General features: G+C 66.1%; 36 protein-coding genes. 4 read left to right on the top strand and 32 right to left on the bottom strand.

The annotated features are described in order from the left end of the window. Positions 1-2 precede the first annotated feature (2 nt). The 32 genes from AN401_RS07380 to AN401_RS07235 form a co-directional block, all read right to left on the bottom strand. A complete protein-coding gene (locus AN401_RS07380) occupies positions 3-3,044 on the bottom strand; it encodes a VWA domain-containing protein (protein ID WP_096778960.1) in 3,042 nt (1,013 codons plus the stop codon). Continuing rightward, on the bottom strand, positions 3,044-3,892 hold the full coding sequence (locus tag AN401_RS07375; RefSeq protein WP_096778959.1) for a phage BR0599 family protein: 849 nt from the start codon (positions 3,890-3,892) through the stop codon (positions 3,044-3,046). The genes AN401_RS07380 and AN401_RS07375 overlap by 1 nt, the downstream gene beginning before the upstream one ends. Before the next feature lies 1 nt (position 3,893). Beyond that, a complete protein-coding gene (locus AN401_RS07370; RefSeq protein ID WP_096778958.1) occupies positions 3,894-5,171 on the bottom strand; it encodes a hypothetical protein in 1,278 nt (425 codons plus the stop codon). Next, positions 5,171-7,858 carry a phage tail tape measure family protein gene (locus AN401_RS07365; protein ID WP_096778957.1) on the bottom strand — a complete coding sequence of 896 codons (2,688 nt, stop codon included), beginning with the start codon at positions 7,856-7,858 and terminating at the stop codon, positions 5,171-5,173. The genes AN401_RS07370 and AN401_RS07365 overlap by 1 nt, the downstream gene beginning before the upstream one ends. Before the next feature lie 129 nt (positions 7,859-7,987). Then, on the bottom strand, positions 7,988-8,116 hold the full coding sequence (locus AN401_RS20280) for a hypothetical protein (RefSeq protein ID WP_269769031.1): 129 nt from the start codon (positions 8,114-8,116) through the stop codon (positions 7,988-7,990). Further along, positions 8,116-8,595, bottom strand: a complete 480-nt coding sequence (locus AN401_RS07360; protein ID WP_096778956.1) for a DUF6631 family protein — start codon at positions 8,593-8,595, stop codon at positions 8,116-8,118. Before AN401_RS07360 ends, AN401_RS20280 begins: the two co-directional genes overlap by 1 nt. A 9-nt stretch (positions 8,596-8,604) precedes the next feature. Beyond that, positions 8,605-9,393: a phage tail tube protein gene (locus AN401_RS07355; RefSeq protein WP_096778955.1), complete on the bottom strand. Its 789-nt coding sequence runs from the start codon at positions 9,391-9,393 to the stop codon at positions 8,605-8,607. Positions 9,394-9,398: 5 nt separating this feature from the next. Continuing rightward, positions 9,399-9,590 (bottom strand): hypothetical protein, encoded by a 192-nt coding sequence (locus AN401_RS07350; protein WP_096778954.1) that lies wholly within the window; start codon positions 9,588-9,590, stop codon positions 9,399-9,401. A gap of 10 nt (positions 9,591-9,600) precedes the next feature. After that, entirely contained in the window at positions 9,601-10,083 is a 483-nt protein-coding gene (locus AN401_RS07345) for a phage tail terminator protein (protein ID WP_096778953.1), read from the bottom strand. Next, positions 10,083-10,487, bottom strand: a complete 405-nt coding sequence (locus tag AN401_RS07340) for a gp436 family protein (RefSeq protein ID WP_096778952.1) — start codon at positions 10,485-10,487, stop codon at positions 10,083-10,085. Before AN401_RS07340 ends, AN401_RS07345 begins: the two co-directional genes overlap by 1 nt. 3 nt (positions 10,488-10,490) lie before the next feature. Then, positions 10,491-10,769: a hypothetical protein gene (locus AN401_RS07335; protein ID WP_157772175.1), complete on the bottom strand. Its 279-nt coding sequence runs from the start codon at positions 10,767-10,769 to the stop codon at positions 10,491-10,493. Positions 10,770-10,828: 59 nt separating this feature from the next. Further along, positions 10,829-11,731 carry a Mu-like prophage major head subunit gpT family protein gene (locus AN401_RS07330; protein WP_096778950.1) on the bottom strand — a complete coding sequence of 301 codons (903 nt, stop codon included), beginning with the start codon at positions 11,729-11,731 and terminating at the stop codon, positions 10,829-10,831. A gap of 11 nt (positions 11,732-11,742) precedes the next feature. Next, on the bottom strand, positions 11,743-12,171 hold the full coding sequence (locus AN401_RS07325) for a hypothetical protein (RefSeq protein WP_096778949.1): 429 nt from the start codon (positions 12,169-12,171) through the stop codon (positions 11,743-11,745). 15 nt (positions 12,172-12,186) lie between these two features. Further along, the gene (locus AN401_RS07320) at positions 12,187-13,281 is read right to left on the bottom strand and encodes a phage protease (protein ID WP_096778948.1); all 1,095 of its coding nucleotides are present in this window, start codon (positions 13,279-13,281) and stop codon (positions 12,187-12,189) included. 244 nt (positions 13,282-13,525) lie between these two features. Further along, a complete protein-coding gene (locus tag AN401_RS07315) occupies positions 13,526-14,020 on the bottom strand; it encodes a phage virion morphogenesis protein (protein WP_096778947.1) in 495 nt (164 codons plus the stop codon). Then, positions 14,013-14,843, bottom strand: coding sequence for a phage head morphogenesis protein (locus tag AN401_RS07310; protein ID WP_096778946.1), 831 nt, complete (start codon positions 14,841-14,843; stop codon positions 14,013-14,015). Before AN401_RS07310 ends, AN401_RS07315 begins: the two co-directional genes overlap by 8 nt. Further along, positions 14,840-16,453, bottom strand: a complete 1,614-nt coding sequence (locus AN401_RS07305) for a DUF935 domain-containing protein (RefSeq protein ID WP_096778945.1) — start codon at positions 16,451-16,453, stop codon at positions 14,840-14,842. The genes AN401_RS07310 and AN401_RS07305 overlap by 4 nt, the downstream gene beginning before the upstream one ends. After that, a complete protein-coding gene (locus tag AN401_RS07300; protein ID WP_096778944.1) occupies positions 16,444-17,859 on the bottom strand; it encodes a phage terminase large subunit family protein in 1,416 nt (471 codons plus the stop codon). Before AN401_RS07300 ends, AN401_RS07305 begins: the two co-directional genes overlap by 10 nt. Then, positions 17,859-18,404: a DUF3486 family protein gene (locus tag AN401_RS07295; RefSeq protein ID WP_096778943.1), complete on the bottom strand. Its 546-nt coding sequence runs from the start codon at positions 18,402-18,404 to the stop codon at positions 17,859-17,861. Before AN401_RS07295 ends, AN401_RS07300 begins: the two co-directional genes overlap by 1 nt. An 8-nt stretch (positions 18,405-18,412) precedes the next feature. Then, complete coding sequence (locus AN401_RS07290; protein ID WP_096778942.1) at positions 18,413-18,715, bottom strand: VpaChn25_0724 family phage protein; 303 nt, start codon at positions 18,713-18,715, stop codon at positions 18,413-18,415. Continuing rightward, complete coding sequence (locus AN401_RS07285) at positions 18,712-19,053, bottom strand: DUF2730 family protein (protein WP_096778941.1); 342 nt, start codon at positions 19,051-19,053, stop codon at positions 18,712-18,714. The genes AN401_RS07290 and AN401_RS07285 overlap by 4 nt, the downstream gene beginning before the upstream one ends. Continuing rightward, positions 19,050-19,415, bottom strand: coding sequence for a hypothetical protein (locus tag AN401_RS07280; protein ID WP_157772173.1), 366 nt, complete (start codon positions 19,413-19,415; stop codon positions 19,050-19,052). Before AN401_RS07280 ends, AN401_RS07285 begins: the two co-directional genes overlap by 4 nt. Beyond that, a complete protein-coding gene (locus tag AN401_RS07275) occupies positions 19,412-19,606 on the bottom strand; it encodes a hypothetical protein (protein ID WP_096778939.1) in 195 nt (64 codons plus the stop codon). Before AN401_RS07275 ends, AN401_RS07280 begins: the two co-directional genes overlap by 4 nt. After that, complete coding sequence (locus AN401_RS07270) at positions 19,603-19,932, bottom strand: hypothetical protein (RefSeq protein WP_096778938.1); 330 nt, start codon at positions 19,930-19,932, stop codon at positions 19,603-19,605. The genes AN401_RS07275 and AN401_RS07270 overlap by 4 nt, the downstream gene beginning before the upstream one ends. Before the next feature lie 5 nt (positions 19,933-19,937). Further along, on the bottom strand, positions 19,938-20,609 hold the full coding sequence (locus tag AN401_RS07265; protein ID WP_198401833.1) for a transglycosylase SLT domain-containing protein: 672 nt from the start codon (positions 20,607-20,609) through the stop codon (positions 19,938-19,940). A 2-nt stretch (positions 20,610-20,611) separates the two neighbouring features. Further along, the gene (locus AN401_RS07260; RefSeq protein WP_096778937.1) at positions 20,612-20,893 is read right to left on the bottom strand and encodes a putative holin; all 282 of its coding nucleotides are present in this window, start codon (positions 20,891-20,893) and stop codon (positions 20,612-20,614) included. An 87-nt stretch (positions 20,894-20,980) separates the two neighbouring features. After that, the gene (locus tag AN401_RS07255; RefSeq protein ID WP_096778936.1) at positions 20,981-21,436 is read right to left on the bottom strand and encodes a hypothetical protein; all 456 of its coding nucleotides are present in this window, start codon (positions 21,434-21,436) and stop codon (positions 20,981-20,983) included. 24 nt (positions 21,437-21,460) lie between these two features. Further along, on the bottom strand, positions 21,461-21,646 hold the full coding sequence (locus AN401_RS07250) for a hypothetical protein (protein ID WP_096778935.1): 186 nt from the start codon (positions 21,644-21,646) through the stop codon (positions 21,461-21,463). 1 nt (position 21,647) lies between these two features. Further along, complete coding sequence (bamE, locus tag AN401_RS07245; RefSeq protein WP_096778934.1) at positions 21,648-21,920, bottom strand: outer membrane protein assembly factor BamE domain-containing protein; 273 nt, start codon at positions 21,918-21,920, stop codon at positions 21,648-21,650. Then, positions 21,920-22,126, bottom strand: a complete 207-nt coding sequence (locus AN401_RS07240) for a hypothetical protein (RefSeq protein WP_096778933.1) — start codon at positions 22,124-22,126, stop codon at positions 21,920-21,922. Before AN401_RS07240 ends, bamE begins: the two co-directional genes overlap by 1 nt. A 19-nt stretch (positions 22,127-22,145) precedes the next feature. Continuing rightward, entirely contained in the window at positions 22,146-22,271 is a 126-nt protein-coding gene (locus tag AN401_RS20275) for a hypothetical protein (protein ID WP_269769030.1), read from the bottom strand. 14 nt (positions 22,272-22,285) lie between these two features. Next, positions 22,286-22,675: a helix-turn-helix domain-containing protein gene (locus AN401_RS07235; RefSeq protein WP_198401832.1), complete on the bottom strand. Its 390-nt coding sequence runs from the start codon at positions 22,673-22,675 to the stop codon at positions 22,286-22,288. A gap of 96 nt (positions 22,676-22,771) precedes the next feature. On the opposite strand from AN401_RS07235, the gene AN401_RS07230 reads away from it, so the two are divergent. The 4 genes from AN401_RS07230 to AN401_RS20270 all read left to right on the top strand — a co-directional run bounded on the left by AN401_RS07230 (position 22,772) and on the right by AN401_RS20270 (position 24,092). Continuing rightward, positions 22,772-23,041, top strand: coding sequence for a DNA-binding protein (locus AN401_RS07230; protein ID WP_096778931.1), 270 nt, complete (start codon positions 22,772-22,774; stop codon positions 23,039-23,041). Between the two features lie 136 nt (positions 23,042-23,177). Further along, complete coding sequence (locus tag AN401_RS07225) at positions 23,178-23,645, top strand: hypothetical protein (RefSeq protein WP_096778930.1); 468 nt, start codon at positions 23,178-23,180, stop codon at positions 23,643-23,645. 2 nt (positions 23,646-23,647) lie between these two features. Further along, positions 23,648-23,956: a helix-turn-helix domain-containing protein gene (locus AN401_RS07220; RefSeq protein ID WP_096778929.1), complete on the top strand. Its 309-nt coding sequence runs from the start codon at positions 23,648-23,650 to the stop codon at positions 23,954-23,956. A gap of 10 nt (positions 23,957-23,966) precedes the next feature. Next, positions 23,967-24,092 carry a hypothetical protein gene (locus AN401_RS20270; protein ID WP_269769029.1) on the top strand — a complete coding sequence of 42 codons (126 nt, stop codon included), beginning with the start codon at positions 23,967-23,969 and terminating at the stop codon, positions 24,090-24,092. The last annotated feature ends 7 nt before the right edge of the window (positions 24,093-24,099 follow it).

The following is a 24,099-nucleotide window of genomic DNA, read 5'->3' as shown; positions in this document are numbered from 1 at the left end:
CCTTAATCGGGTATGAATTCGCCGGTCAAATCGAACGGCGGTGCAAAGAATCGGATGCGGGCAGTGGCGGCCTGCAGCGACTGTTCGCCGCCCCGGTCGGTCCATACCTGCAGATCTGCGAATACGGTTTCCGCCGGCAACGGGTGCAGGGTAAAGTCCGCGTCATAGGTGGCCACCAGGCCCACGTTCTCGTCTATCACCCCGGTCTGCAGCAGGTCGCCGTACACGTCGTAGGCATCGACGGTGACCCGGTACGTGGTGCCGGATTCCGGGCCGTAGTTTGCCGACTCAAACCAGTCCACTACGGTCTGGCTTTGAACGAGTCGATCACGATGGTTCCAGGTCAGGGCGAAGGTGGCGGCGGTATCCAGAAACTCCTCGTCGGGAAAGCTGACCCCATTCACCTTCAGGTTGGCCGGGGGATAGGGCCGCTCGATGCGGGCCGCCATGGTCACGGGTCGTTCCAGGAAGGGGCCGCCCCATTGGCCGTTGCTGTTGATGGGGGCGCCGTGGCCGACCACGGTTTGGCCCTCGCTGTAGCTGTCCAGCGCCAGGGTGAGGATCGCCTCCACCGCGTAGAGGATGGCGCCTTCGGGGATGGGTTTTGGGGTGGTGTCGGCCACGCCGCGCAGCACGGTCAGCTCGGTGGCGTCGTCGGCGGGGGCGGTGACGATTTGTACCCACTCGTCCCGGGTCCAGTCGCCGCTGCCGATGCAGGCCAGGGTGCCGGCCTGCATCAGGCCCGCGCCGTCCAGCCGGGCCAGCGGCAGGGTGGTGGCGGTGGCGCCGGCCGCCTGCAGTTCGGCCACCGGCACAAAGTCGGCGATGTCGTCCTCGGCGGCCGGATCGCCCTGCAGGGCGACGTACAGCATATAGTTGAGGTGGCCGCCGCCGTCGGGGCGCTCGCCGGCATAGCCGTAATAGCCACCGCCCGCCGGCAGGGCGGCCAGTTCGTCGTCGCGGCCGTCGCGCAACAGCAGCAGATAGGGCGCCTCGTAGCCGACGGCGCTGGCCAGGTTGCGCGGGTTGCCGATGGGGTCTTCCCACAGCGACTCGCCGGGCTCGGCGTAGGTGTTGAACTCCACCCCGAACACGTCCTCGGTGACGTCCAGCTCGATATGGCCGAGCGCCAGATCCCGTACCTTGGCCACCCGGCAAATGACGCCCGCCAGACCGCTGTCCGGGTCGACCAGGCGGAACACGTCGCCGGGCCGGTAGCCGGACGCCACCCGATTGGCACGCACCTTGCCCCGCCCGAAGGGGCGGGACATCTGTGCCAGATCGCGCTGGCCGGCCTGCAGGGCACTGCCGGCGTGGCTGAATCCCAGGTACTGCATGGTGCGGTTTTTAACGCGCCCCAACTGGGTGATGGCGGCGATGTCCTGCACCGTGATCGCGTCGTTTTCGCCGGTGCGGTGGTTCCAGAACTCGACGGTGATCTGGTTGATCAGCTCGTCGGGCGGGGTCTGCCGCCACTCCAGCACCTGGGAGTTGGACGGATTCAGCTCGGGCAGGGTGTCCGGATCGTAGTCGCCCCGGATAAGCTTGATTTCCCACAGGCCGGTTTCGGGGTCTTCGTAGCGGATGGCGTCGATATGGCGGATCACCTCGGCCACCATCACGTCCACCGACTCTTCCTCGTGCCACAACAGACTCACCCCCAGCCCCTCGGCATGGACGACATCGGCCGCCTGCTGCCAGCTGGAGCCGAAGTCGGACTGCAGCATCTGGGCGCCGGCGTCCTGGTCGGTCATCATCTCGCGGATGATATGGACCGGGTTCATGTCTATCTGGCTGAACAGGGCGTTCATAATGGCGTTTTGCAGCGGCCCGGGGTCGTCGCCCTCCACCACCGGCACCCCATCCTCGGGGGTGTTGTCCATCTTTGCCGTCTCGGTGGTGTTCGCCAGATCGATGTTGAAGGCGTAGCTTCGCACCCCGGAGATGGAAAACAGGGTGGCGGCCGCCTGGGTTACGCTGCCCAGGTTGGGTTCGCCGTCGGTGATAAACATCACATAGCGCGGCTTGTTGCCGGCGCCATCAAAAAATCCGGATGCATCGTTTACCGCCATCTCGAAGTTGGTGCCATCAAATATGGACGTGATGTTGCCGACGAAATTGATCACATCCTCCACCCCGGCACTGCCGATATTGCGGCGCAGGATAGAATTTTTGCTGCCGCTCCAGGCCACGAACATGATGTCGATGGGGGACGAGGCGCCCAGGGCGCGCAACCCCTCCAGTACCGAGATGATGGCCGTCTTGGCGTTTTCCATCCGGCTGCCGGGGCCGCTACCCATGGAGCCGGAGCGATCCAGGGCGATATAGAGCGCCATGCTTTTGGGGGTGCCGATGGCGGCCTTGGTGGGGTACCACTGGGGTGCGCCGTCCTCGTTGACGAAGATGCGCTGGCCCCAGATCGACCACGGCTTGATGTAGGGCGAGGTGCCCAGGTACATCTGCCGCAAAATCACCGACATCACCCCCCGGTAGGCCGGGCAGTCGCTGCCCTGGCGGGCGGCCAGGTAGCTGTTGCGGCCCTGCTCCTTGTAGCCAAAACCGATGTCCAGGGCGCCCTGGATGCCGCCCTCGCTCTCTTCGCCGCCGAACAGGTTGGGCTGGTTGATGTTGAGCCGGCTGTAGCCGCTTTTGCTGGCCAGGCTAGCCAGCCCGGACCAGGCCACCTTGTCGCCGACCTCGATGCGGGTGATCCGGTCGAAATGGCTGAGCCCCAGCACAAAATGGATGCCGCCGAAATACTTGTAGCCGACGGTAAATTTTTGCTTCTTGCCGAAAAAGCCGTATTTGCGCCCGCCCTCCTTGACGATGGCCTCGGTGCGCACATGGCCGTACCAGCGCACGGCGGCGCTGTTGATCTTCTTGGTGCCGTACAGTTTGCCGATGCTGTCGCCGTCGTGCACCGTGGGGATGGTGAGCTGCTCCACCGCCGCCGGGGTCATCTGTTGCGGCTTGCGGGCCAGCAGGAAGCTCAGCACGCTGGAGGCCAGCGCGATGGCCATGATGGTGAAAAAGCCGAAATCCATTACACCAGCCCTCGCTCGAACGGCCCTTTGCCCTTGGGGCTGTGGCGAAAGCCGCCATAGTTGATGTCGTTGCCGTAACGGCCCTTGCACATGGCGTGGGAGCGGTCGCAGCCGGGGAACAGCTCGACGATGGCGGCCTCATCAAGCTGCGGCATGGGGCGGGACAGGGTGAGCACCAGGTTATCGCCGGCGGTGCCCTGGCTGATGACATAGCGCAGCAGGCCGTCCAGCTCCATCATGCCGCCCAGGAACCAGTCGCCGGGGATGGTGGCCGGCACGTTGGCGGCATGGCCGGTATAGGCCAGGGTGACGGTGAGCCCGTCCACCGCCACCACCTCGGCGGAGCTGCCCCAGTCGGCGCGGTTGAGCCAGCACCAGCGACCGTAGTGCAGGTGCCGGCACTGGTGGGTAAAGCGCAGGCGCAGCCCAGTGCGGCGCAGGGCGGTGCCCATGCGCTCGGCGGACAGCTCGCAGTCGGGATAGAGCCAGGCCACGTCCACCAGCCGGCCGGACCAGACATGGCGCAACTGCAGCGTGGGGTCGTCCAGGTGCACCACCCGCACCCGCAGGGACATGCGCTGGTCGAGCGGCGCGCCCCGGTACAGCTCGGCAATGTCGTTGTGATAGGGCAGGGTCAGCGTGAGGCCGTCGTCGTCGTCCGGGTTGCCGTCCTGCTCGATGTCGGAGCGGCGGATCATCAGCGAGGTGTAGGTCACGCCGGCCACGGTGACGTCGTGATCGGCGCTGGTGAGCCGGAAAATCTGCTCGGCGGCGTCGCCGAAGCGGAACTCGTACAGCTCTGCGGGCCGGGCATCATGGCGGGATTGTTCGTAGTCGTTAAACGCCATGTCAGGCCTCCTCTTCCGGGGCGTTGGCCAGCACCTCGATGCACACGCTGCTGATCATGGCTATCGGAGGCAGCGTGGTGTCCACCGCGGCCAGGGCCAGCGAGAACGTCGCCACTTCGGTGGTGTGCCAGCGCAGGGTAATGCTGTCCGCCACCAGACGGGCGTTGCACACCAGCCATGTACTTAACGCCTCCCAGGGGCCGTAGCTCTCGTCCCAGGGATCGATGGTGGTGATGCGGGTGACGCCGGCGCCAAAATCCGGGGTGATGGTATAGATGCGGTAGTGGCCGATAGTGCCGTCCGGCTTGCGCACCTGCAAATGGGTGACCACGGAGGGATACGGCGCCCAGCGGCCGAGGGCGGTGCCAGCCACCTCGAAGTCGATGCCGCCGACGGTCGGCGGTTGCAGCGGCAGCGGGTCGACGTGGCTGGCTGTGAGGAACTGCCCCTGCCGGCCGCGCAGGCGGTCGAAAAACCCGAGCCACCAGTCGACCTCGTCGCGGGAGCCGCAGGCCACTTCGCCGCTCAGCGCGAGCGGGGAGAAGCGGCCGTCCACAAGGGTGGCAAATGGGCCGGCGGTGCCGTCCACAACCAGCGGCCGCCAGTCGAACGGGGTGCTGACGTTGGCGGCCCAGTTAACGCGGCGCAGCAGCACCTCGATGCCGTCCACCTCCGCCTCGGGCGCGCCGTAGGGGGCGGCGGGCGGCAGTGCGTCTACCCGGCGGTCGAGGCGGAGCACCGCCTCCAGCACCGCGCTGGTGTAGCGGCGGGCGGACACCGACTGCAGGATGGACACCTGCCAGGCGGGGTAAACCTCACACCCGGCCGGCCAGGCGGCGGCCAGGCCCTGGCTCAGGGTGATGGTCTTGCGATCACCGGAGAGGGCGCTGATGGTGGCCGCCTCCGGCTCGGTACCTGGGTTCATCAGCACCAGGTGATCGCCCACGCGGGTGTCGGGCGGGAACGGCCGGTCCAGGGTGAGCACGGTGGCGCCGCTGCCGGCGGTGGCGGTGGTGCGGGTAATGCGCGGCCACAGCGGCGCCAGCAGCGGGCGGGGCTGCAGGGTGGCCAGCAACTGCTGGGCGGCCAGCGCATCGTCGCGGTCCAGCGAGATGGTGTATTGCAGGGTGGCGCGCGGCTTGCTGCGCAGGGCGCGGCGTTGCTCGGTGCGATCGCGACTGTCGAGGATGTCGGTGAGGTACTCGCGGCCCTGCTCCACCGGGCGGCGCCAGTTGGGCCGAAACGGCAGGATGGCGGCAATGCCGGGCGGCAGGCTCATCAGTTACCCCCCAGGATGGCTTTGATCTCGTTTTTTTGCGCGCGGATGATGTTGACCACCCCCTTGCGCCCGGCCGGGCTGCTCGTTACCGCCTGGGCCAGGCTGTCGGAGTCAATCAGGTTAAAGATGTTGGTGTCGCCGCCCTCGGCGGGCGCGGCGGCACCGGCCTGGGGCGCGGGCATGGGCAGGCTGGCCGGGGTGACCAGGCCGCCCTCGGCGTAGCCGCGAAAACCGCGCAGGGCGGCCATGCCATGGCGCCTAAACGCCTCCATAAACGCCAGGGCCCCGGGTTGGCGCATCACCCGCTTGGGCTGGACGTATTCGTCGGCGTGCACAATGCCGGCCGGCTGGTATTTGCTGCCAGGGCCGGTCCAACCGCCCTCGGCAAAGCCGGGGATCAGGCCGCCCCCGCCGACATTGGCAGCGGCCAACGCGGCCGCGGCGGCTTGCAGGGAGGCGGCGGCGGTGATCAGGGTGGCGCCGCTGGCATCCAGCGCCACCGAGGAGGCGGAGAGCGCACCGGCGGCGGCCATGAGTTGCGGGGCCTCGCCGCCCCCGCCGCCGAACAGCGCCTTGAGCGCCTCTTGCGCCGCCAGTTGGGCACCCAGCTGGATCATGCTCTGGGCGATGGAGCTGATCAGTGTGCGCACCGCATCGCGCAGGGTCATGGTGCCGTTGGCCAGGCCGGTGAGGGCCTGGGTGATGCCGGTAGCCAGCCCCTCCTGCAGGGCCTGCTGCAGCAGGGTGACGGTGGCCTGCAACCGCTGCATCTCCAGCTCCAGCTGCTCCAGGGTAGCGCGGGCATCCTCGCCCACCTGGCCCGGCAGTTGCGCCAGCTCCTGCAGCATGGGCATTTGCTCCCGCAGCGCCTCGGTGGTGCGCTGGTGCAGGTCAATGAGTTGCTCGCGGGCATCCAGCTCGGTAATAAGCCCCGCCTCGCGGCGGTTGGCAATGCTCTGCTCGATGCGCGCGGTTTGGGCCAGCACATCGTCCAGATTGGTTTGCAGGGCGGAGAGCCGGGTTTTGGCCAGCTCCAGGTTGATGTAGCCCTCCATGGTCCGCACCCCTTCCACCTCGCCCTGCTCGCGCATGCGGCTCAGCGCCGCGCCGAACTGCTGCTCCAGCTCCAGGATGCGGGCGCCCACCGGATCGCCGGAGAGCTCCAGGATGCGGGTGGAGATGTTGCGCAGCAGGGTGGCGTTGTCGTGCGCCTCTATCGCGGCGCTGGCGGCCCGGGCCCGGGCCAGCAGGGCGCCGGTGAGGCCGCGCTCGGCCATCTCTACCTCGCGCACCTGCGCCGGCAGCAGGCCCTGCACCCGGGCGGTGCGCTCCAGTTGGTCCACGTACTTGCGCTGTTCGTCGGCCAGCTTTTTGGCCTCTTCGCTGCCCTCGCCGAACAGGCGGTTGAGTTGGCGCTGGCCTCGGCCACCTTTTTCCAGCTCGTTGTTGTAGTTTTCCGCCCGGGCGCGTACCTCGTCCCAGAACTGTTGGGCCTTGGCCAGGTTGGTGGGCTCCAGCGCCAGCTCCTGGGCGTTGGTGAGGGCCTGGTCAATGGCCTGGTCCAGCAGCTCTATGCTCTGGCGCACACCAGCCAGGGCGCCGCTTTGCACCTGGGCGATGGTGTCGATGGATACGCCCGGGATACGGTTAACGCCCTCGATCAGGCCGTTCATCAGGTTGATGGAGCCCTGCACCAGCCGCTCTACCGCCGCCAGGCCAGTCTCTACCTGGCGCAGCACAAACCGGGTGTACCCGGCCGCTGCCGCCTTGCCCAGTTCCCAGGCAATTTCCAGCACGCGGATCATATCGGCGAGCAGGGCAATGCCCTTGGTCACCGCCTCCATGCCCGCCAGCACCTCTTTGCTCCAGCCGTCGTTTTCCTCGGCCAGTTCGGCAAAGCGCTCGGCCACAATGGCCAGCGGCTCGGCCAGCTCTACCGCGATTTTGTTGCGGATGCCGGTGAGCACGACATCGATTTCTGAAATGGCATCGTTGGCGCGCTCGATTTTGGCGGCGTCCACGTCGCTGAGGGCGGCGCCGAACTTGATGATCTGCTCGCGGGAGTTGCGGATGGCGTCGCCGCCATCCTGCATCAGGTTGACGATGGCGGACTGGCGGATGCCCAGCTCGCGCAGGGCAAAGGCGGTTTGGGCGCTGTTGAGGCCGTATTGTTTCATGGCATCGGCAATGGCGGCCACGCGCTCGTCAACGTCCATGTTGACCAGCTCCTCGGCCGAGAGGCCCAGCGCCGAGAGCGCATCCTGGGCGGCGCCGCCCTGCTCGATGGCCTCGCCCAGGCGCTGGTTAAGGCGCAGCAGGGCGGATTGCAGTTCGCCGGAGCTGACCCCGGCCCGGCCGGCGGCGCGGTCCAGGGCCTGCATGCCGGCCACCGAGGCATCCAGCCCCCGGGCGAGCTTGGCCAGTTCGTCGATCTCGCCGAAGGCGCGGCGGATGGATGCGATACCCCGGGCCATGAGCCCCAGCGATGCGATGACGGCGCCAACTTTGAGCGCCAGCCGGCCGACGGATTCGGTGCCTTTTTCCATGCCCTCTTTGATATCGCGCCCGGCCTGCTGACCGGCGCGGCCGGCCTGCTTGAGCGTGCGCTCCACCTGGCCGAGTTCGGCCTTGGCCTGGCGCATGTCGGCCTTGATTTGCAGGGCGAGGTTGAGGTTGTTGTCAGCCATGGGGTCACCTTTATGGGGTTACCCTGATGGTGCCTATATATAAGGAGGGGGTCGTTTGAACGGGTGCAAAACCGGGGGCAAAAAAATGGGCGATTGCCCGCCCCAAACACTGCCCCTAGGTAATAATCATCAATCCTGTTGCAGCTTGTGCAACACCTGTTCCGCCTGGGCGCCGCCGGCGAATGCCAGGTTGGTGTCCACCAGGTGGGCGGCCCGCTGGTGGCGGATGCGCCGCTGGGCGGCATCAAAATACAGCATCAGCTGCCGCTGGGTGTAGTGGCCAATGCGTTCCGGGCTGTGTCCGGCGGCGATGAGGTCGCCGTAGATGTCGCGCCAGCGGAGTGCTCGCGGCTCTTGGCCTGCCGCAGGATGCGGGTCATTTCCCTCATCTGCAGCTGCCGCACGAAAAAAGGGCTGTTGACCTCCCACCACACAATGAGCAGGGTTTCGCCCTCGGCGGGCGGCAGGCCGGCCACCCACTGAGGCGTGACCCCCGCCGCCTGAGCGGCCCAGGCCACCACCTGGTCGACGTGATCGCCAATCAGCCCCAGCACCTGGTCCACTTCCGGCTCGGACTCCATCTGCATCAGCCGGAACAGATCGTCCAGGAAAGGCTGCATCTGGCTGCGCAGGCGCAGCCCCTCGACAAAGCCGTATTCCCGCAGCACCAGTTCGCGGCCGGCGATGGTCACCGGCCGCTCGGGGTGGAGGATTTCGAGATCGTGCTCGTCAGTCATGGGCTACTCCTACACCGCCGCCCGGCCGTCGATATACACCTGGGCGTAGCCGGTACGGGTTTGCACGTTGAGGGTAAACGGCATCTCTATTGGGCCCTCGCGGGACTTGAGCGCCAGATCGCCGTTGGCGGCCAGCACCGCGTGGGGGATCAGCACATCCTGGTTGGGGCCGTCGGTGTTGTCGGCCACAAACTTCAGCTCGCCCCGGGCCGGCCGCTGCTGGTGGCTGGTGACGCGGGTGCGGGTTTCGGTGGCCGGGGTGTAGTCGACCAGAATGGCGGTGTCGTTGGCGATGCCGCCGCCGGACACTATCTGGAGCATACCCATCTCGGCATGTACCACATAGTCGTCACCCGCCACGTAGGTGGGGGTGCCGCCGGCACCGGTAACGGTCACGGCGCTGACGTTACGCACCCCGCCGGGGTTGGTGGAGCTGGTGCCCAATTGGTAAAACCGGCCCTGGTTGACGGTGTGCGCCTCGTCGGTGACCGGGGTGTTGCTTTGGGCCACGGAGCCGGTGGAGCCCACCAGGAACAGGGCGGCGTTTTCCGGCGAAAAGTCGCGGCAGTTGAAGGTGCTGGTGCGCACGATGCGGATGGGAATGTCGCGGATGCGCTCGGCGATGGGGCCGTCTGAGCCGTCGACGGTGAGGTTTTCGGCGGTGACGTTAAGGGTGAAGCCGGGCGTTTCCGCCAGGTAGATGAATCCCTCGTAGGTGCCGTCGTCCAGCAGCCGGTTGAAAAACAGCTTGCCGCTGCCGATGACGATGTGATCAGGTACGGGCAAATCGAGTGCCATGACGGTTACTCCTCAGTTTTGGTTTTGCCGGCCGGGGCCGGGGCGATGTGGCCGGAGGCGGTGAGCGCGGTGATTTGCGCCTGGGTCAGGCTGACCTTGGTGCCAGCGGACTGCTCGCTGCCGGCCTGGATAATCGGCTTGGCCAGGGTGACGGTGCGGCGCGGTACTACGCCTGCCGGCGCAACGGGTTTGGTCATGGTGCAATCCTCAGTCAACGGATGCGCGGGTCAGCAGCACGGTCTCGTACTGCAGCGGAAAGTAGCCATAGCCGCCGGGGCGGTAGGCGGGCGCCGGGGCCGCCACGCGCACCAGGGGGCCGTAGCCCTGGCCCGGGCGCCAGCCGCCCAGGGCGGCGATGATCTGGCTGAGCAGCGGGCCGGCGCTCTCGCGCACCTGCTGCCCGGTGAGCTGGCCGCCGCCGGTGCGGGTGGCGTTGCGTACCGCCAGCACCACCAGCCAGCGCTGGCGCAGCGGCTGGTAGTTGCCCTGGTCCACCGTGGGGGGCGTGGAGACCACGTCGCCGCCATAGAGCACATGCACCGCCGGGGTGTGCTGGGCCAGTTCGGCCACGCCGGCGAGATCGGCCGGTCGCAGAATCTTGAGCCCGGCCACGTCGGCCAGTTGAGCCTCCAGCCTGGTCACGATCAGCCCCTCGGCGGCCAGGTAGTCGGCCACATGCAGCGCCGCCATTACCAGCCCCCGCCGGGCATGACGCCGGGCTTGCCGGTAAACTGCGCGCTGCCGGCGGTGGTGACATCGTCCTCATCCAGCCCCAACTTGACCTTGCCCTCGGCCAGCAGCCGCAGGAACTTGATGGCATCCTCGTAGCGCTTGCGCACCTGCTCGGTGGCCGCGTCGTCATACATGCGGTAGCGGGCAATGTCGCAGGCGTAGGCGCGGATGATGCGCGGCACGGTGAGCATGGGCACGGTGTAGCCGCCGGCGGCGACGTAGCCGTCTATCTCGCCGCTGGCGTCCTCTGCGGCGCGGTTGATCACGTCCTGGTCTATCTGGCCGGTGCCGTCGTCGGCCAGGGAGAGGATCTCCTCGGCCGAAAAACGCTCCTGCAGATCCGCGAGGGTGATGTAGGGCATGGGTTATGCCTCCCGGGTTTCCAACTGCGGGTCGGCGGCGATGTCCTCGACCTGCTCCAGGGTCAACTCGGCCAGCACCAGCGTTTGCCACTCGCGGGTAAAGCGGAGGCCGCCGCGGCGGCGGCCACCCTCGCGCCTGGCGCGCACCTGGATGCGGGCGCGCTCGGTAATGGTGCCATCCTTGGCGGGCACGTCCTGTGCCTGGTCCGTTTGCTCGGCTGCAGCGGCCTGCTCCTTGGCGGGCTGGGCCTTGCTCCTGGTACTAGCGCGTTTGGTCGTCATTGTTCTGCTCCCACCGGCCCCCGCGGGGGCCGGTTATGCTCAGGCGGTGGCCACTATTATCAGGCTGTGGCCAGCCAGGGGTTGAGGATCAGCTGGCTGGTGCCCACCCATTCGTTGGTTTCGCCGCCGCTGGCCAGGGCGTTTTGCAGCACTTTGCGGGCCGCGCCCTCCATGTTGCTGGGCACCATGGTGTGAGTGTGGCGCAGGGCCAGCGGGCGATCGTAGTCGCCTTTCAGGCTGGTGAGCCGGGCCCGGGCCAGGGCGTAGTTTTCGGCATTGAAGGTCTGCTTGGAGCGGACGATCAACTGCCACAGGCCGGGGCCGGCGGCCACACGGGCATCCACGCCGAATGTGAAATTATCGGTCATGAACACTTCATGGCTGTTGAGGTCCATCAACGCGCGGAAGTCGTAGTCGCGGCGACGCTGGAACACCAGCGGGCGGATGGCGCGGGAGTTATCCATCACATACCAGGCCGGGCCGGAGCCGCCCATGTCGTTGCTTTTGCTCTGTTCCTGGCCATCGGCATCCAGCACCGGGTGATCAGAATCGAACAGGTTCTGGCCGTCGAAACAGATGGGGTTGCTCTCCAGCACCTCGGTGGTCAGTTCGTTGGGATGCTCGCGGGAGGAGCGGCCGAACTCGTTGTATACCGGGCCATAGAGGCCATAAGTGTCGTCGTCGATCGCGTCGCGCGGCACACCGGCGGTGAGCTCGAATTTGCGGTTTTTGATGCTGAAATCGGCGCTTTCCAGGCCATGGATGACCCGGTCGCCCAGCCATTCGCGCATGCGCGGCAGGCTCTTGAGCCAGGGGTACACTTCCACGGCGGTGGTGCTGGGCACCACGGTGCAGAACAGCTCGTACATGGCGCCCTGTTCGCCCAGCGAGCTAAATCCCTGCTGGAAATTGGTTTTGTAGGCCTTGAACAGCGCCTGCAGGTTGGCGGTGGTTAAATCCATGGTCGTGCTCCTTACGCGTTAATGCCGCTGGTGGGGTCGATGCGCACCCACACGCCGTTGGCGTCGACGTCGTCGACGTAGCCGGCCAGGGAGCGGGTGTTGGTGGCGTGGGTGAGGGCCACGGTTTCGTCGTCCACCAGGTAGCAGGGCTTGCCGATGTCACCCAGGGTGATCTCGTCAGCGGCCGCGCTGTTGCCCAGGTGGAAATAGCCGCGCTCCACCTCGATCACCAGGTCGCCGTTGGCGCCGCCGGTGTTGTCGACGCTGCTGCGGGCAATGCCCAGTGCCACCAGCCCGGTGGCGGTGGTGGCCTTGTCGGCGTAGTCGCTGGCGTTGAGCACAACAATGGCGCCGGCGTTGATCACCGCGTTGGCGGCAACCTCGTAGGCGCGGAACACGCCGGCCCGGCGGGCGGTATTGCGGGGTTTAGTGGTAGCCATGTGTCTGCTCCTGTATTAGGCGTTGGCCTTGCGGTATTCGTCGGGGCTCAGGTCCATGACCTTGCACACCGCCAGCTCTTCCTTGCTCAGCTCGCCGGGCTGGTCATCGCCCTGGTGGCCCTTGCCATTGGTCTGGGTGCCGCCCTTGAGCGCGGCGATGGCCGGAGCGCCATCCAGGTAGGCCTTGCAGGCGGCGAGGCCCTGGGGCCGCAGCCAGTCGGCGGTGGCCTTGCCGGGGATGCGGCCATCGGCCAGGCCCTGCTCTATCAGCTGGTCCAGCTCGGCGTTATGGGTGCCGGCTTTGAGCGCGGCCAGTTGGGCCTGGGCCTCGTCGTACACGGCCTTGGGCACGTACTGGGACAGGTCCGGCTTGGCCGGGTTGGATTTGAGCGCAGCCAGTTCGGTGGCGGTGGTGGCCGCCCTGGCCGCGTCGGCCTTGAGCGCGGCAATGGCCTGCTCGCCGGCAGCCAGGTTCTCGGCGGTAATGGCGGCGCCCTCGGCAATCTCTATGCCGAGCAGGGCCAGCAGTTTCTGGGCCTCGTTCATGGGTTTTTCCTCGGTGTGGTGTGTCTGGGTGGCTGCCATGCGCGCGGCCGCCAGTGTGGTAACGGCGGTGTCGATGGCCGGGGTGTTGGTCAGTGCCAGGTGCAGCAGTTCGATGACCTCGCCGCCCTGGTCGTAGGGGAACACCGGCGAGAGGTAGAGGTATTCCGGCGGTTCGCCATCCGGCCCCGGGCTGATCGCCCGCTTGGCGGCGGCGGTCCAGCTCACCCGGCCATAGAGGCCGTCATCCCGCCACACCAGGCTGCGTGGATCCACCCAGCCGGCGGCGGGGGCCGGCAGGCCGTTGCGCTCGCTCAGCAGGGTCTGGTGCTCGTAGTCGATGGGGATGTCGGTGCTGCGGGCGGCGGCGCGGGCGATCACGTCCCGGGCGCGGGTTTCGGTCAGCAGCCAGGGGCCCTGGCCCTCCATCGAGCCGCGCGGCGCGTCGAACCGCCCGCCCGGTATCAGCCGGGTCAGCTCATCGGTGACCGACACGCGCAGCGCGCAGGCGGCCACCCGAGGGGCGGAGCAGGACAATACAGCTATGGCAATGGGGGTGTGGCGCATGGTGCCTCCTGGTCAATTTCCCCCACCGTGCCATGAGAGCCGGCGGGGGTAATTTGAACAGGGGCAAAACCGTTGGTGGGGTGGGAATGGAGGGGGCGCTGTCCGCATGCGCCTGGCGGAGACAAACCGACTTTATAAACGCTTTACGGCGCCCGTGGCGAGCGTGGCCGGATTTTTTCGTACCAGCGCCCAGGTTTTCGGCCTGGGCGCGTACAGCGTGTTTTAGGGGCTGTTTCGGTCAGCCCTATATCACGCCCTGCAGGTACTCGTTGAGAATGGCCAGGATCTGCCGGCCGTCCTCGGCGGAGATGCCGAGGAACGGGCGGGCGGGGATGTCGCCCCAGGGGATGGGGCCGCCGCGGCTGGAGGTGCCGAACTCGCCCTGGCTGGCGCCGTAGTGCATGACGGCGGCGTAGATGAGCGCCGAGCCCACGGTGACGCTGGTGGCATCTGGGAATGACAGGATCTCGGAGTGCAGCCGGCCGGAGGGGCCGAACAGCGGGCGGGGGTCGGCGCGGTCGCCCCGGTCCAGGTACGCCTGCAGGGTGGTCTGGCTGGTGGGCTCCCAGGCAACGCCGTCGGGGCTTTCGCCACGCAGGAACCGGTCGCGGGTGCTGGCGATCAGGTACTCACCCACGTCGAACATGGCCGGGGTGGCGTCGTCCATGGCGCCCACCAGGCGGTTGAGGGTGGCGATCACCTCCTCCTGACCGACCAGGGTTACCTGCACCTCACTCATCGTCGCTCTCTCCTGTGCCGGTGGGGATGCCCCGGCCGCGCCACTCGCGCCGCACCGCCGAGGCCAGGGCCGCCGGCAGTTTGGCCAGGCTATCGCGCACCGCCTGCACCGCGCCCCGCACCTGGCCCATGACGCTGTCGCCGGGGGCGTAGTCCCAGCCCTTGTCTATGCCCGGCGGGGCGCCGGTGCCGCGCACGGTGGCATCCCAGTCACTCGGCAGTTGTTTGCCGGGGTCGCCGCCCAGGCGGCGGGCGCCGGCCTCGGAGCGGGCACCCAGCTCGTAGCAGCTGCAGCCCCAGCCGTTGGGCGGGGCGTGGGTGTCCCAGAACGGATCGTCGGCGGGCAGCACCAGGCCGTCCCAGCTCAGGTGCTCGGGGCGTGGATCCTGGCTGCCGCCATGGCGGTACACCCGCAGCGGGAAGCCGCCCTCGGCGATCTGCGCCCGGCGGCCGGCGGCGTAGCTGGTGCGGGCATTGGTTTGGTAGATCACCTTGGTGCGCCAGGCCTCGCCGGCCACGGTGCCCTCGCCGGTCCAGTTGTGCCAGCCGTGGCGCTGGACGATGTTGCGGAAGTCCTGGCGGAACTCGCCCAGGCTGCGGCCCTGGCTGATGCTCTTGTCCACCGCGCCGGCCAGATCGGCCAGCAGGCTGGCCTTGGTGGCCCCGGCCACCACAAAGGCCGAGTCGTGCGCCGCCCGCTGGATGTCGTCCCACCGGCGGGTGGGCACCAGGTTGGCGAGCCGGCGGCGAAAAAACGCCACCTGCTCGGCAAACGGCCGGCGGAAGACGCCGCTGAGGGCGGATGGCTGCTGCGGGGTGGTCATGCGGAGCCCTCGGCATCATCCGCCAGTTGCTCTATATCGAACCGGCCGGCGGCCTGGGCGGCCTCGAGGGCGTCGCCCAGGGCCTGGGCAAAGCCGTCGGTGGGCAGTTCGGAGTACGATGCCAGCAGCAGTTCGCGGAACTGCTCCAGGCTGCTGGCCGAGTCCAGCATGGCCTCTATGCGCTCCAGCCAGGCCAGCATCTCGGGCTGGGCGGCGCTGGCGGCGGCATCGCCCAGCATCTCGACCGGGCCCGGGGCCTGCCCCTGCGTGCGCAGGGCGGCCAGGCCTCGGCGCCCGGGCACGGCCCTGGCGCGCAGCATGGCGAACGGATCCTGGCTGGCGGCGGGTTGCAGCACCTCGTCTTGCTCGGTGGCCTGGGGGATGCCGGATTTTTCGTGCACCCACCACATGGGGATGCGCATGCCGCGATCCGCCAGCACCGGCAGGGTCTCGGAGAGCATTTTCACGTCTTCGGTTTCGCCGATATCCAGGTAAAACCGGGGCGCGCGGTTGGGCGAGTCGATGCCGTAATTGAGCGCCGCCATCGGCCACAGGATGTACTGGCGGATGCTGCCGGCGTATTGCCGCACATCGGAGCGGATGAGCGATGCCTGGCCGCGCTCGTGCACGTTGCCCAGGGCGTTGGTGTTTGTGCCCTCGCCGGTGCCCGAGGTCAACGTCCCGCCCAGGATCACTTTGGCTTTGGCCCGTTCGCACCAGTCCATCATCACCTTGTATATGTCGGCGCTGGCCCCCTTGCCGGCGGCCTCCAGGTAATCGATGGTCATGCCCTCGGGGATGATGCCTGCGGCGTCCTTGCCCAGGCTGACCACCGCTTTGAGCAGGGTGGCCTTTTCCTGCGGGGTTGCGTTGTGGGGGAACTTGCCCACCCGCGCCGGCAATCCGTAGATCTCCAGCAGTTGCGCCAGGTCGCCCAGGGCGTAGTTCTGGAACAGGTAGGGCCAGGCCAGCATGCGGTGCAGGCCGGTGCGGGCCACGTAGCCCGGGCGGGCACGGTGGCGGTGTTGCACCCAGCCGAGCGGCCACAGCTCGGCGCCGGTGGCGGACTGGTCGCGTAGGGTGAGGGTGTTTTGGTCGTCCGGGTGCAGCTGAAACCAGCTGTGCGGCCGCAGGATGGGCTGCTCGATGTAGCGCAGGGCGCCGTCCCGCTGCCAGGCCAGTTCCAGGTTGGCCCAGCCATGGCCGAGGCCGGAGCCCATGTCCAGGATCAGATCCTCCACCTCCAGCCCGGCGAACACCTCGGCGGCCTGGTCGGCGGCGCGTTTTTCCGCCGCGGTGGCGTTGTCCGGCGGCACGATTTGCCACTCCAGCTCCGCCGCCAGCTGGCGGCGCTTGGCCAGGTCGGAGCCTATCTGGGCGTCCTTTTCCTCCATGTCCTCGAACAGCTCGGACTGCGCCTTGAGATCGCCCTGTTCGGCGGCCTCGAGGATCTGGTAGAGCCGGGCGGGTGTCAGCCCCTTGGTGGGGTGCTCGGCAAATTCGCGCTTGAGCTGGCCGATGCCGGCACGGCCGGCGGAGTCGTCGGTTTGCTGTTCTTTGAGTGCCTGCTCGCCGCCGAACAGTTTTTTTATCAGGCCCGTTAACGCCATGGGTTACCTCCGGTTATATCGTCGTCATCTTGTGCTCGGCCGGCACGCGGCACCCTGATGAAATCAATCTCTGTTACCGGAGCGCTGGCGGCATGTATCGCCAGGCCCAGGCCCCAAAACCGGTCGGCGTGGCCGTCCGGCGTGCGCTCGGCGGTAAACCGCACGTTGCCGGCCATGGTTACCTGCTTGGTTACCTGGCGCAGGTCGGCGCGGATGGCGGGGTCGTGTGGAATGCGCAGGCGGCGGTCTTCCATCGCCGAACGGATGGGATAAGCCAATTGCTCCTTGGCGGGTGCGGTGAATGTAACGCCCTCTACCCGGTAGCTGCCAAACCGGTCCTGGGCGTCATCGACCCAGCCCACACCCAGGCCGGTGTTGTCGATACAGATACGGTCACACCGCTCGAACCAGGGCCAGAGAATGGCCTCTTGCTCCGACTTGCGCATGTTTTGCAGGCACTCCACGTGCCGCGTGTACAGTACGTCGCCCAGCTTCTCCACCACCCATAGCACGGTGAGATCTTTCTTGCGGCCAATATCCACCCCCGCAAACAACCGGCCGCCCTCCTGCTGCTGCCAATTGGCATCGGCCGGGTATTCGGCCGAGGCGATCAGGTCGTATTCGAGAAATGCCACGTCGTCATCGGCCGGGTTGCACATGTACTCCTGCTGAAACGACTCCTCATCGGCGCAGCCGGCGCGGACAAAGTCGAAATACTCGGCCTCGTCCATATCCTGCCGCTCGTCGTCGGCCGGCAGCATCTGCTGCAGCTTGAACAAAAAACCCTGGTCCAGAGCGTCCTGCAGGGTGACCCGGTGCAGGCTGATGTTTTTGGGGTTGCCGTGCTCGCGCACCTCGCGCACCAGCTCGTTGAAAAAATTGTGACTGCCCCGGTGGGTGGAGATCAGCTCCATGCTGCCGCCCCAGGTAATACCCGGATAGGCGATGGACCACAGTTTGCGCGGATCGGGATGCAGAGCGAACTCGTCGAGCACCCGGCCGCCGCGCTTACCTGCCTGGGCGTCGGGATTCGAGCTCATGGAGTGGATGCGCCGGCCGCTGGAAAATTCGAGCACGTAGGCAGAAGCCCGGCTGTTTTTGTCTACGACTATCTCACCCAAATCCTGAGCGGCCATGCCCATGATGTCCGCCCACATTTTGCAGTCCTCGATAAACAGCCGCGCCTGCAAGTCGTCCCGACTGCTCACCCACTGATCGCGCTTGGCACCCTGAGCGGCGGTGCGCTCATTGCAAGCATAGGCGGATGACCAGGACAATCCGATCTGGCGCGATTTTTCCATCAGTTTTAGCCGCGCGTTGTCTTTGATCCACGCCGACTGATACGGCAGGAAAATACCCTCCGGATTGGCGGGTATGCATTTGGCGCGACCTTTGAGCTTGCTCATCAGTTGATCCCCAGGGCCTCACGGATGGCCTGTTTGGTCTCTTCGGTCACGCCGCCTTGGTTGGGCATGGCGTCCAGCTTGGCGCGCTGCTCGGCCAGGATTTCCGCCCGCACTTCCCGCGCCCATTTCTTCTGGCCCAGGCTGACCCGGCCGATATCGGCCAGGGCCCGGGTGACGCTGCTGAGCTGCTTGGCGGCGGTGGCCGGGTCGGCCTCCGCTTTGCGCATGGCGATGGAGATGCGCAGCAGCTGGTCCTGCACGATGCGGGCGGTGGCGTCCAGCAGGTGGCCGCTCTCGTCGGTATCATCGGCCGCCATGGCGCGGGCCAGTTCGGTGGTTTTGCGCACGTCGCCCATCGCCTCTTCGAACTCCTCGCGCAGATCCTCGCCATAGCGGTGCACGGCGGATTTGCTGATGTTGTGGCCGCTCTCTGCCAGCCAGGCCGAGAGCGCCTCGTAGCCGGCGAACCCGGAGTTGACCAGCCGCTCGTTGAGCTGCTCGCGCAGCTCCGGGGGCAGGCTGTAAACCTTGCTGCGTGGGGCCATGGTGCCTCCTACTCGGTGCCGGGGCGCGGGCGGGCCACGCCGGGCACCTGGGCGGTGCCGGCGGCCACGTCCGCCCCACGGGCGGTAAGGGTGATCACCCAGCCGGCGCGGGGCTGCTGGCAGATCACCAGGCCCTGCTCCTCCAGCCAGGTCAGGTCGGTGTGCAGCCGGTCGCGGCTGATGTGGTGGGCGTAGGCACCGCGCAGCTCGTCGTTGAGGCTGTATTCGTTGGTGGTGTACTGGGTGCGGCGGGACAGAATGCGCAGGATGCCCAGCCGGCGGCCCTCGGTCTCAAAATCCTGGTAGCTCATGATTTGCTCCTCTCGGTGAGCAGGTATTCGTGGAGTCGGTGGAGTAATGCCGTGGTGCCCTGCAGCTGGGCCCCCAGTTCGGCCAGGGCCCGGTTGGTTTGCGCCAGTTCGCCGCGCAGCTCATCTATATCGCCATGGCCTGGGCGGTGCTCCAGCGCCTGCTCGATGCGGGCGGCGCGACTGTCCACCTCGGTGATGCGCTGCTTGAGGCCGTTGATCTCGGCGGCGGTGGCGCTGGTGCGCCGGGTCCACCACACGTATATCGCCACCCCGGTCATAAACAGCGCCTGGAATACGTCAAACGCAAAGCGGATAGCCGTCCAGTTGTACTCCATCATTGCTCCCTAACCCGGCACTGCCGGGTGTAGTCGTGTATCGCGGCCAGGCGTTGCCAGCCGCGGCTGCCCCAGCGATGCAGGGCCAGCAGGTACAACGCCACCTCCTGCTGGGTGTAGTCGCCCCGGGGTGCCCGGGGCATGGGTTCGTGCTCGGTCATGGCCGCCGGGGCGGCGCACAGGATGGGGGCCGGCAGCGGGGCGGGCTCGGGCAGTGGTGCGGGCCGACTGGTGCAGCCGGTGAGGACAATCAGGCTCCACATCACCATCCACCACACCAGCAGGCCTTTGCCACGATGCACGGTCATCATCAGCGAGCAGACAATGCCGGCGGCAATAATCACAGCGAGAGGCATGGGATTCATGGCGCCCTCCCAATAACCTGGAATACAGCAAACAAGAACACAACCAGACCAAGACATAGGCACAGAAACAGCAGCGCCGGCCCACGCTCTCGGTAATCGACCCACTGCCACAGCGCATAAAACCCGGTAATGGGCAGCAGGCCGCAGGCAAAAATCACAACCAGATGAGCCAATATGATCCCGACTGTCATGGCAGTGCCTCCAGTGCCCGGCGCAGTACCGGCGCCACCGGGCCGTTGTGCTCCGGCGGGGCCTGGCGCACGGCGTGCTCGGCATCCGCCAGGCCGGCATCTATGTCCGCCAGTGCCCCCTGCAGGGTCAGCACCGCCTGCTCGGCCTGCTCGGCCCGCTCGCGCTCCTGGCGCAGATCCTCGGTGAGGGCGGTGGCGCGGGCCTGCCAGCGGTCGCGGTTGGCGGTCATTTGCTCCAGCGACGCCTTGTATCGCTCGCCGCGCTGGGCGCCGAGCCAAATGACCAGGGCGACACCGGCAATAAACAACAGGATGGCAGCCCCCATCCTAACTACGCCCCACATACGCCACGCCCCCAGCCGGCGGCCGCATACATCGGCTCCCAGCGTGTCAGTATGTTGCGCACATAGCCCCGGTTTTCCCGCCGGGCCCAGTCGGCGCGGCTGGTGTGGTGTTCTACGTGATCAAACCAGCGCGCCGGATCGGCCCCCCGGCTGGCGGCCAGCCGCTGGTCGCGCTGCACCCAGCCCAGGCCGCCGTTGTAGCCGGAGAGCGTTTTGGCCCAGCGCTCGCACTGGTTGGGGCCGCTCACCCGGGCGTATATCCAGCGGTCGTACAGCACCAGGGCGCGCAGGGCCCAGGCCGGGTTATAGGGCTGGTTGTCGCCCAGGGCGGCGGGGTACACGGTGGCAAACCACTCGGAGGTGGCGGGCATAAACTGGGCCAGGCCCTGGGCCCCCACCGGGGAGCGGGCATTGGCGCGCCAGGCGCTCTCCTGGTGTATCTGCCCGGCCATGGTGGCGATGGGTGCATCCAGACCCCAATAGGCGTGGGCGCTACGGGTAAGCAGCCGTTGGTACTGCTGCGCGCTCGCCGGCACCGCGCCCCAGGCGGGCAGGGCCACCAGGGTGGCGGCCAGCACCAGCAGCAGGGCCAGGGCAACAACCAGCCGGCGCGGGTGCAGCAACAGCATGGCGAGGATAAGCAGGCGCAGCAGCAGCATGGTTACAGCCCCAGGGTCAGGCCGAGAATGCAGGCCAGCACAATCAGCGCCCGGCGGATCATGCTCAGGTGGCCGGGGCCGTCGGGGTCGTCATCCAGCAGCTGGTGCGGGCGCGCGTAGGGGAACAGCCCCCGGTCCAGCCAGTAGCCCAGCACCCCGCCCAGGGTGACCAGTCCCAGCTTGTACAGCACCACCGGCAGTTGCACCGGCGACAGCCAGCCAATGGCCAGTAGCAGCAGGCCGGTTACGATAATCCAGATACTCAAGCGGGGTAGACAGATCATGGGGGCCTCCTGAGGGCACGGGGAAATGCAAACGCCCCCATTGTGGGGGCGTTTATCAGGAAGCTCATTTGAACCAGGGCAAAATGGTTATAGCAACTTTTTGGCGGGGTTCGCCTGCAAATCGCAGTGGCCTACCCAGGTGTTATGCGACTTCATTTTGGGGTTGCTGCTGGACTCATCAATGTCGATGTTCAAGTGGACCACAGTTTGCAGGTTTGTGCGGTCGATCTCAATGGTATGCACATAAGACGAAAAGCTGGTAATGCTGCTCTTCGACAAGCGGATGAAGGTGGGCAGAACCTCTTTATTGAAAAGCTGAGTGGGGCACGATCGGTCCTTGATACACTCGCTTGTACCCAGGTGCTGAACAACCTCCGCCTTATCAGAGTCATCATCGATGATGATATGGAGCGTATTGTTCTTGCTCTCCTCGTTATGTAAAACACAGTCGAGATACCTTGTCTCCGCGTGGGATCCTCCCGCCAGGGTCGCCAGCATCAACGCAACTGGTGCCTGCGATCTCAAACTGCGCTTAGTAGACATAGCGAACCTCCTTGTCTTGGCGAACTAGCTTCCAGCTTTGTCCGTACCAGGGGGCGTAACCGGCACGTCCATTTGGTGTAATTGCACCCGCAGTTGCACCACTTCCTGCAGCAGCTCCTCAATCCGCTTGGCCGCCTCGCGGCTGGCCCGGTCATAGGGCCGGCGGCGCAGGGCCGCCAGCAGTTCGGCGTCGGCGGGCTTGTGCAGCATGTTATTTGCCCACCGTGGTAATGCCTGCTGCTCGACCATCCACAAACTGATAGCTCACTGCCCGGGCCGGGCCAAACGCACTGGCATAAGACCAGGACAGAACTGATATGTTTCCCCGTTGGGAGCGCGCGTGGGGCTTGCCCAAAATGCTGACCACTTCGGCCTCGGTCATGCCCGTCTGCACCCGCTCGGTATCCTCCCAGCGAAAGTGGGTGCCGGCACAGCCGGCCAATAGCAGCGCGGACAGCGTGCCGGCCAGTAGTGTTTTATGCATCACTCCACCCCCTGAACACGCTTGGAGCCGCACTCGGTGCAGCGCCAACCGCCGAATTTTACGGCGCAGCCGAACCAGATAATCAGCCACAGCCCGAAGGTAATAATGGATAGCAGCAGGTGCAGAATATGGTTTGTCCCCTTGCGGAACACCACCACCCGCCGCTCGCAACTTTTGCAGTACGCGCTCTTTTTTTCTTCAGCCATAGGCACCTCCGTTGCCTGTTTACGGCTTACGCAGCCAGATCCTCATCAGCTGCATCAGCAACAGCATGGCCTCCGGCGTTAACACCAGCTCGTAATAATCACGCCCCGCAACTCTATTGTTATTGCCGTTCACATGAATGTTCATGTGGAACCCTCCGATTACTTCTCGTGGTAATCCTTGCCGGCCACCCGGTTACCGCTCCCTGACACCTTGATGGATGGCTGTGTACCTGCTGGGCTTGAGCCCGCAGTTAATGCCCCCAAAACTGCATGCTGAACCTGAAGAGGTGCAGAGCGGAACAGTTTCAGCAGCTCCTGTTCTGCGTTCTCCAGGCTGGCCACAGATCTGGCGCCTGTTACGACATATTGAGCATCCAACCCCACCTTCGATAACGCCTCCAGTTGAAGCGCAGTTGGAGACGAGACGCCCTTCTCCCAATCAATGACAGTCCGCTTTTTTACCCCTGCCAGCTCAGCGAAGACGGGCTGCGTCAGCCCGATTCGTTCACGTTCTTCTTTTAGCCGATCGCCAAGCATGTAAATTTCCACACCTCACCATTGACAGGTGCATATATCTGCACCATGATTAAACAGCACACACAAGCCAATCGATTCGCACACAACCAACCCACAGGAGCGCCGCACATGGACATCCCGTATCAACTACCCACCAACAAGCCGTACACCGGAGAACAGGTTAAGGCCCTGTTCGAGGCGGCCGGTGTGCCCATTTCCACCTGGGCAGAGGCCAACGGCTACGACCGCCGCAAGGTTTACATGGTCATCAACGGCCAGTTCAAAGGCTCGCGCGGCGTCTCCCACGAGATCGCCGTAAAACTCGGCATGAAGCTCCCGCTCGAGGCAGTGACCCGCGGGCTAAAGATCATCGCTCGTCCTAACCATGCCGCGGCGTAGGCGAGCAGATCAGTAGCCGCGACAGCTGGCTCCGATTGGTAACGGTAACTTTAGCCAATTTGCAACGCCTTTGCCCATAGACAAAAAGGCTTTTTGTTTGGACGCGGCCCTTTTGCCGCGAGTACGGGAGGTTCCAATGTCGTCTCGTCGTTGGAAAAACTATCAACCGAGCACCCTGCGCAGCGCCCTGGAAGGGTGCAAGGAATACGCCCGCGAGCAGCACAACCTGAGCGTTGAGCGCATCGCGGCCGACATGGGGCTCACCGACCACTGGGTGCTGTACAAGTGGATCAGCAGCGGCCGCATGCCGGCACCCATGGTCATCGCCTATGAGCGGGTGTGCGGCATCAACCTAGTGTCCCGCTGGATGGCCGCCCACACCGGCAAGCTGCTCATCGACATGCCCACCGGCCGCAAGGCGGACGCCGAAGACATCCAGGGCCTGCAGCAGCTGCTGCACTCGGTAACCGGCCTGCTGATGGAGTTTTACGCCGAGCGCGCCGAGGCCGAGCCCACCCTGGCCGGCATTCAAAACGCCATGCAGGCCCTGGCCTGGCACAAGGGCAACGTGCAGCAGCACGCCAGCCCGCAACTGGAGTTTTAACCATGACCGCCAAACGCATCAGCAACAGCACCGTGCGCGCCCTGCGCGTACTCAAGGCCCTGCGCGGCCACAGCCTCGACGGCATATCCAACGGCGAGCTGGCCAAAACCCTCAACGAGCCGGCCAGCGCCATTACCCGCGCCATGGCGGCGCTGATTGAAGAGGGCCTGGCCATCAAGCTGGACAATGGCCGGTTCGCGCCCAGCGTGAGCCTGCTGCAGATAGCCGTGGCCCACAGCCAGGAGATGGAGCGCGCCACCGGCCGCATTGCCGAACTGGGCCAGCGCGTCGCCGCCGGCAGCCGCAATTAAGGAGCACATTATGAGACCCATCAAACCCCGCAAAATTCGCCCCATCTGCCCCGAGCCCGAACTGCTGGCATTCGGCCTGGGCGCCGCCTCCGCCATCCTCGGCGGGCTGGCCATCGTCCTGCTGATCATGCTGTGAGGTGCAT

It is taken from the genome of Zobellella denitrificans, assembly GCF_002407485.1.
Lineage (GTDB): Bacteria > Pseudomonadota > Gammaproteobacteria > Enterobacterales > Aeromonadaceae > Oceanimonas > Oceanimonas denitrificans.
The sequence above is the reverse complement of the archived record's forward strand: the minus strand, read 5'-3'. Positions and strand labels throughout refer to the sequence as shown.

Bases quoted from the DNA above. Each gene is read 5' to 3' on its own strand.
- AN401_RS07305 (WP_096778945.1), bottom strand. From the start codon at position 16,453: ATGGCGTTAACGGGCCTGATAAAAAAACTGTTCGGCGGCGAGCAGGCA.
- AN401_RS07360 (WP_096778956.1), bottom strand. From the start codon at position 8,595: ATGACTGACGAGCACGATCTCGAAATCCTCCACCCCGAGCGGCCGGTG.
- AN401_RS20270 (WP_269769029.1), top strand. From the start codon at position 23,967: ATGAGACCCATCAAACCCCGCAAAATTCGCCCCATCTGCCCCGAGCCC.
- AN401_RS07280 (WP_157772173.1), bottom strand. From the start codon at position 19,415: ATGAATCCCATGCCTCTCGCTGTGATTATTGCCGCCGGCATTGTCTGC.
- AN401_RS07255 (WP_096778936.1), bottom strand. From the start codon at position 21,436: ATGTCTACTAAGCGCAGTTTGAGATCGCAGGCACCAGTTGCGTTGATG.
- AN401_RS07265 (WP_198401833.1), bottom strand. From the start codon at position 20,609: ATGCTGCTGCTGCGCCTGCTTATCCTCGCCATGCTGTTGCTGCACCCG.
- AN401_RS07375 (WP_096778959.1), bottom strand. From the start codon at position 3,892: ATGGCGTTTAACGACTACGAACAATCCCGCCATGATGCCCGGCCCGCA.
- AN401_RS07250 (WP_096778935.1), bottom strand. From the start codon at position 21,646: ATGCTGCACAAGCCCGCCGACGCCGAACTGCTGGCGGCCCTGCGCCGC.
- AN401_RS07225 (WP_096778930.1), top strand. From the start codon at position 23,178: ATGTCGTCTCGTCGTTGGAAAAACTATCAACCGAGCACCCTGCGCAGC.
- AN401_RS07230 (WP_096778931.1), top strand. From the start codon at position 22,772: ATGGACATCCCGTATCAACTACCCACCAACAAGCCGTACACCGGAGAA.
- AN401_RS07220 (WP_096778929.1), top strand. From the start codon at position 23,648: ATGACCGCCAAACGCATCAGCAACAGCACCGTGCGCGCCCTGCGCGTA.
- AN401_RS07340 (WP_096778952.1), bottom strand. From the start codon at position 10,487: ATGCCCTACATCACCCTCGCGGATCTGCAGGAGCGTTTTTCGGCCGAG.
- AN401_RS07345 (WP_096778953.1), bottom strand. From the start codon at position 10,083: ATGGCGGCGCTGCATGTGGCCGACTACCTGGCCGCCGAGGGGCTGATC.
- AN401_RS07285 (WP_096778941.1), bottom strand. From the start codon at position 19,053: ATGATGGAGTACAACTGGACGGCTATCCGCTTTGCGTTTGACGTATTC.
- AN401_RS07350 (WP_096778954.1), bottom strand. From the start codon at position 9,590: ATGACCAAACCCGTTGCGCCGGCAGGCGTAGTACCGCGCCGCACCGTC.
- AN401_RS07370 (WP_096778958.1), bottom strand. From the start codon at position 5,171: ATGAGCCTGCCGCCCGGCATTGCCGCCATCCTGCCGTTTCGGCCCAAC.
- AN401_RS07365 (WP_096778957.1), bottom strand. From the start codon at position 7,858: ATGGCTGACAACAACCTCAACCTCGCCCTGCAAATCAAGGCCGACATG.
- AN401_RS07270 (WP_096778938.1), bottom strand. From the start codon at position 19,932: ATGGGGGCTGCCATCCTGTTGTTTATTGCCGGTGTCGCCCTGGTCATT.
- bamE (WP_096778934.1), bottom strand. From the start codon at position 21,920: ATGCATAAAACACTACTGGCCGGCACGCTGTCCGCGCTGCTATTGGCC.
- AN401_RS07335 (WP_157772175.1), bottom strand. From the start codon at position 10,769: ATGACGACCAAACGCGCTAGTACCAGGAGCAAGGCCCAGCCCGCCAAG.
- AN401_RS07275 (WP_096778939.1), bottom strand. From the start codon at position 19,606: ATGACAGTCGGGATCATATTGGCTCATCTGGTTGTGATTTTTGCCTGC.
- AN401_RS07290 (WP_096778942.1), bottom strand. From the start codon at position 18,715: ATGAGCTACCAGGATTTTGAGACCGAGGGCCGCCGGCTGGGCATCCTG.
- AN401_RS07325 (WP_096778949.1), bottom strand. From the start codon at position 12,171: ATGGCTACCACTAAACCCCGCAATACCGCCCGCCGGGCCGGCGTGTTC.
- AN401_RS20280 (WP_269769031.1), bottom strand. From the start codon at position 8,116: ATGCTGTATTTTGATGCCGCCCAGCGGCGCATCCGCCACCAGCGGGCC.
- AN401_RS07300 (WP_096778944.1), bottom strand. From the start codon at position 17,859: ATGAGCAAGCTCAAAGGTCGCGCCAAATGCATACCCGCCAATCCGGAG.
- AN401_RS07310 (WP_096778946.1), bottom strand. From the start codon at position 14,843: ATGACCACCCCGCAGCAGCCATCCGCCCTCAGCGGCGTCTTCCGCCGG.
- AN401_RS07320 (WP_096778948.1), bottom strand. From the start codon at position 13,281: ATGCGCCACACCCCCATTGCCATAGCTGTATTGTCCTGCTCCGCCCCT.
- AN401_RS07355 (WP_096778955.1), bottom strand. From the start codon at position 9,393: ATGGCACTCGATTTGCCCGTACCTGATCACATCGTCATCGGCAGCGGC.
- AN401_RS20275 (WP_269769030.1), bottom strand. From the start codon at position 22,271: ATGAACATTCATGTGAACGGCAATAACAATAGAGTTGCGGGGCGTGAT.
- AN401_RS07315 (WP_096778947.1), bottom strand. From the start codon at position 14,020: ATGAGTGAGGTGCAGGTAACCCTGGTCGGTCAGGAGGAGGTGATCGCC.
- AN401_RS07295 (WP_096778943.1), bottom strand. From the start codon at position 18,404: ATGGCCCCACGCAGCAAGGTTTACAGCCTGCCCCCGGAGCTGCGCGAG.
- AN401_RS07260 (WP_096778937.1), bottom strand. From the start codon at position 20,893: ATGATCTGTCTACCCCGCTTGAGTATCTGGATTATCGTAACCGGCCTG.
- AN401_RS07380 (WP_096778960.1), bottom strand. From the start codon at position 3,044: ATGGATTTCGGCTTTTTCACCATCATGGCCATCGCGCTGGCCTCCAGC.
- AN401_RS07240 (WP_096778933.1), bottom strand. From the start codon at position 22,126: ATGGCTGAAGAAAAAAAGAGCGCGTACTGCAAAAGTTGCGAGCGGCGG.
- AN401_RS07330 (WP_096778950.1), bottom strand. From the start codon at position 11,731: ATGGATTTAACCACCGCCAACCTGCAGGCGCTGTTCAAGGCCTACAAA.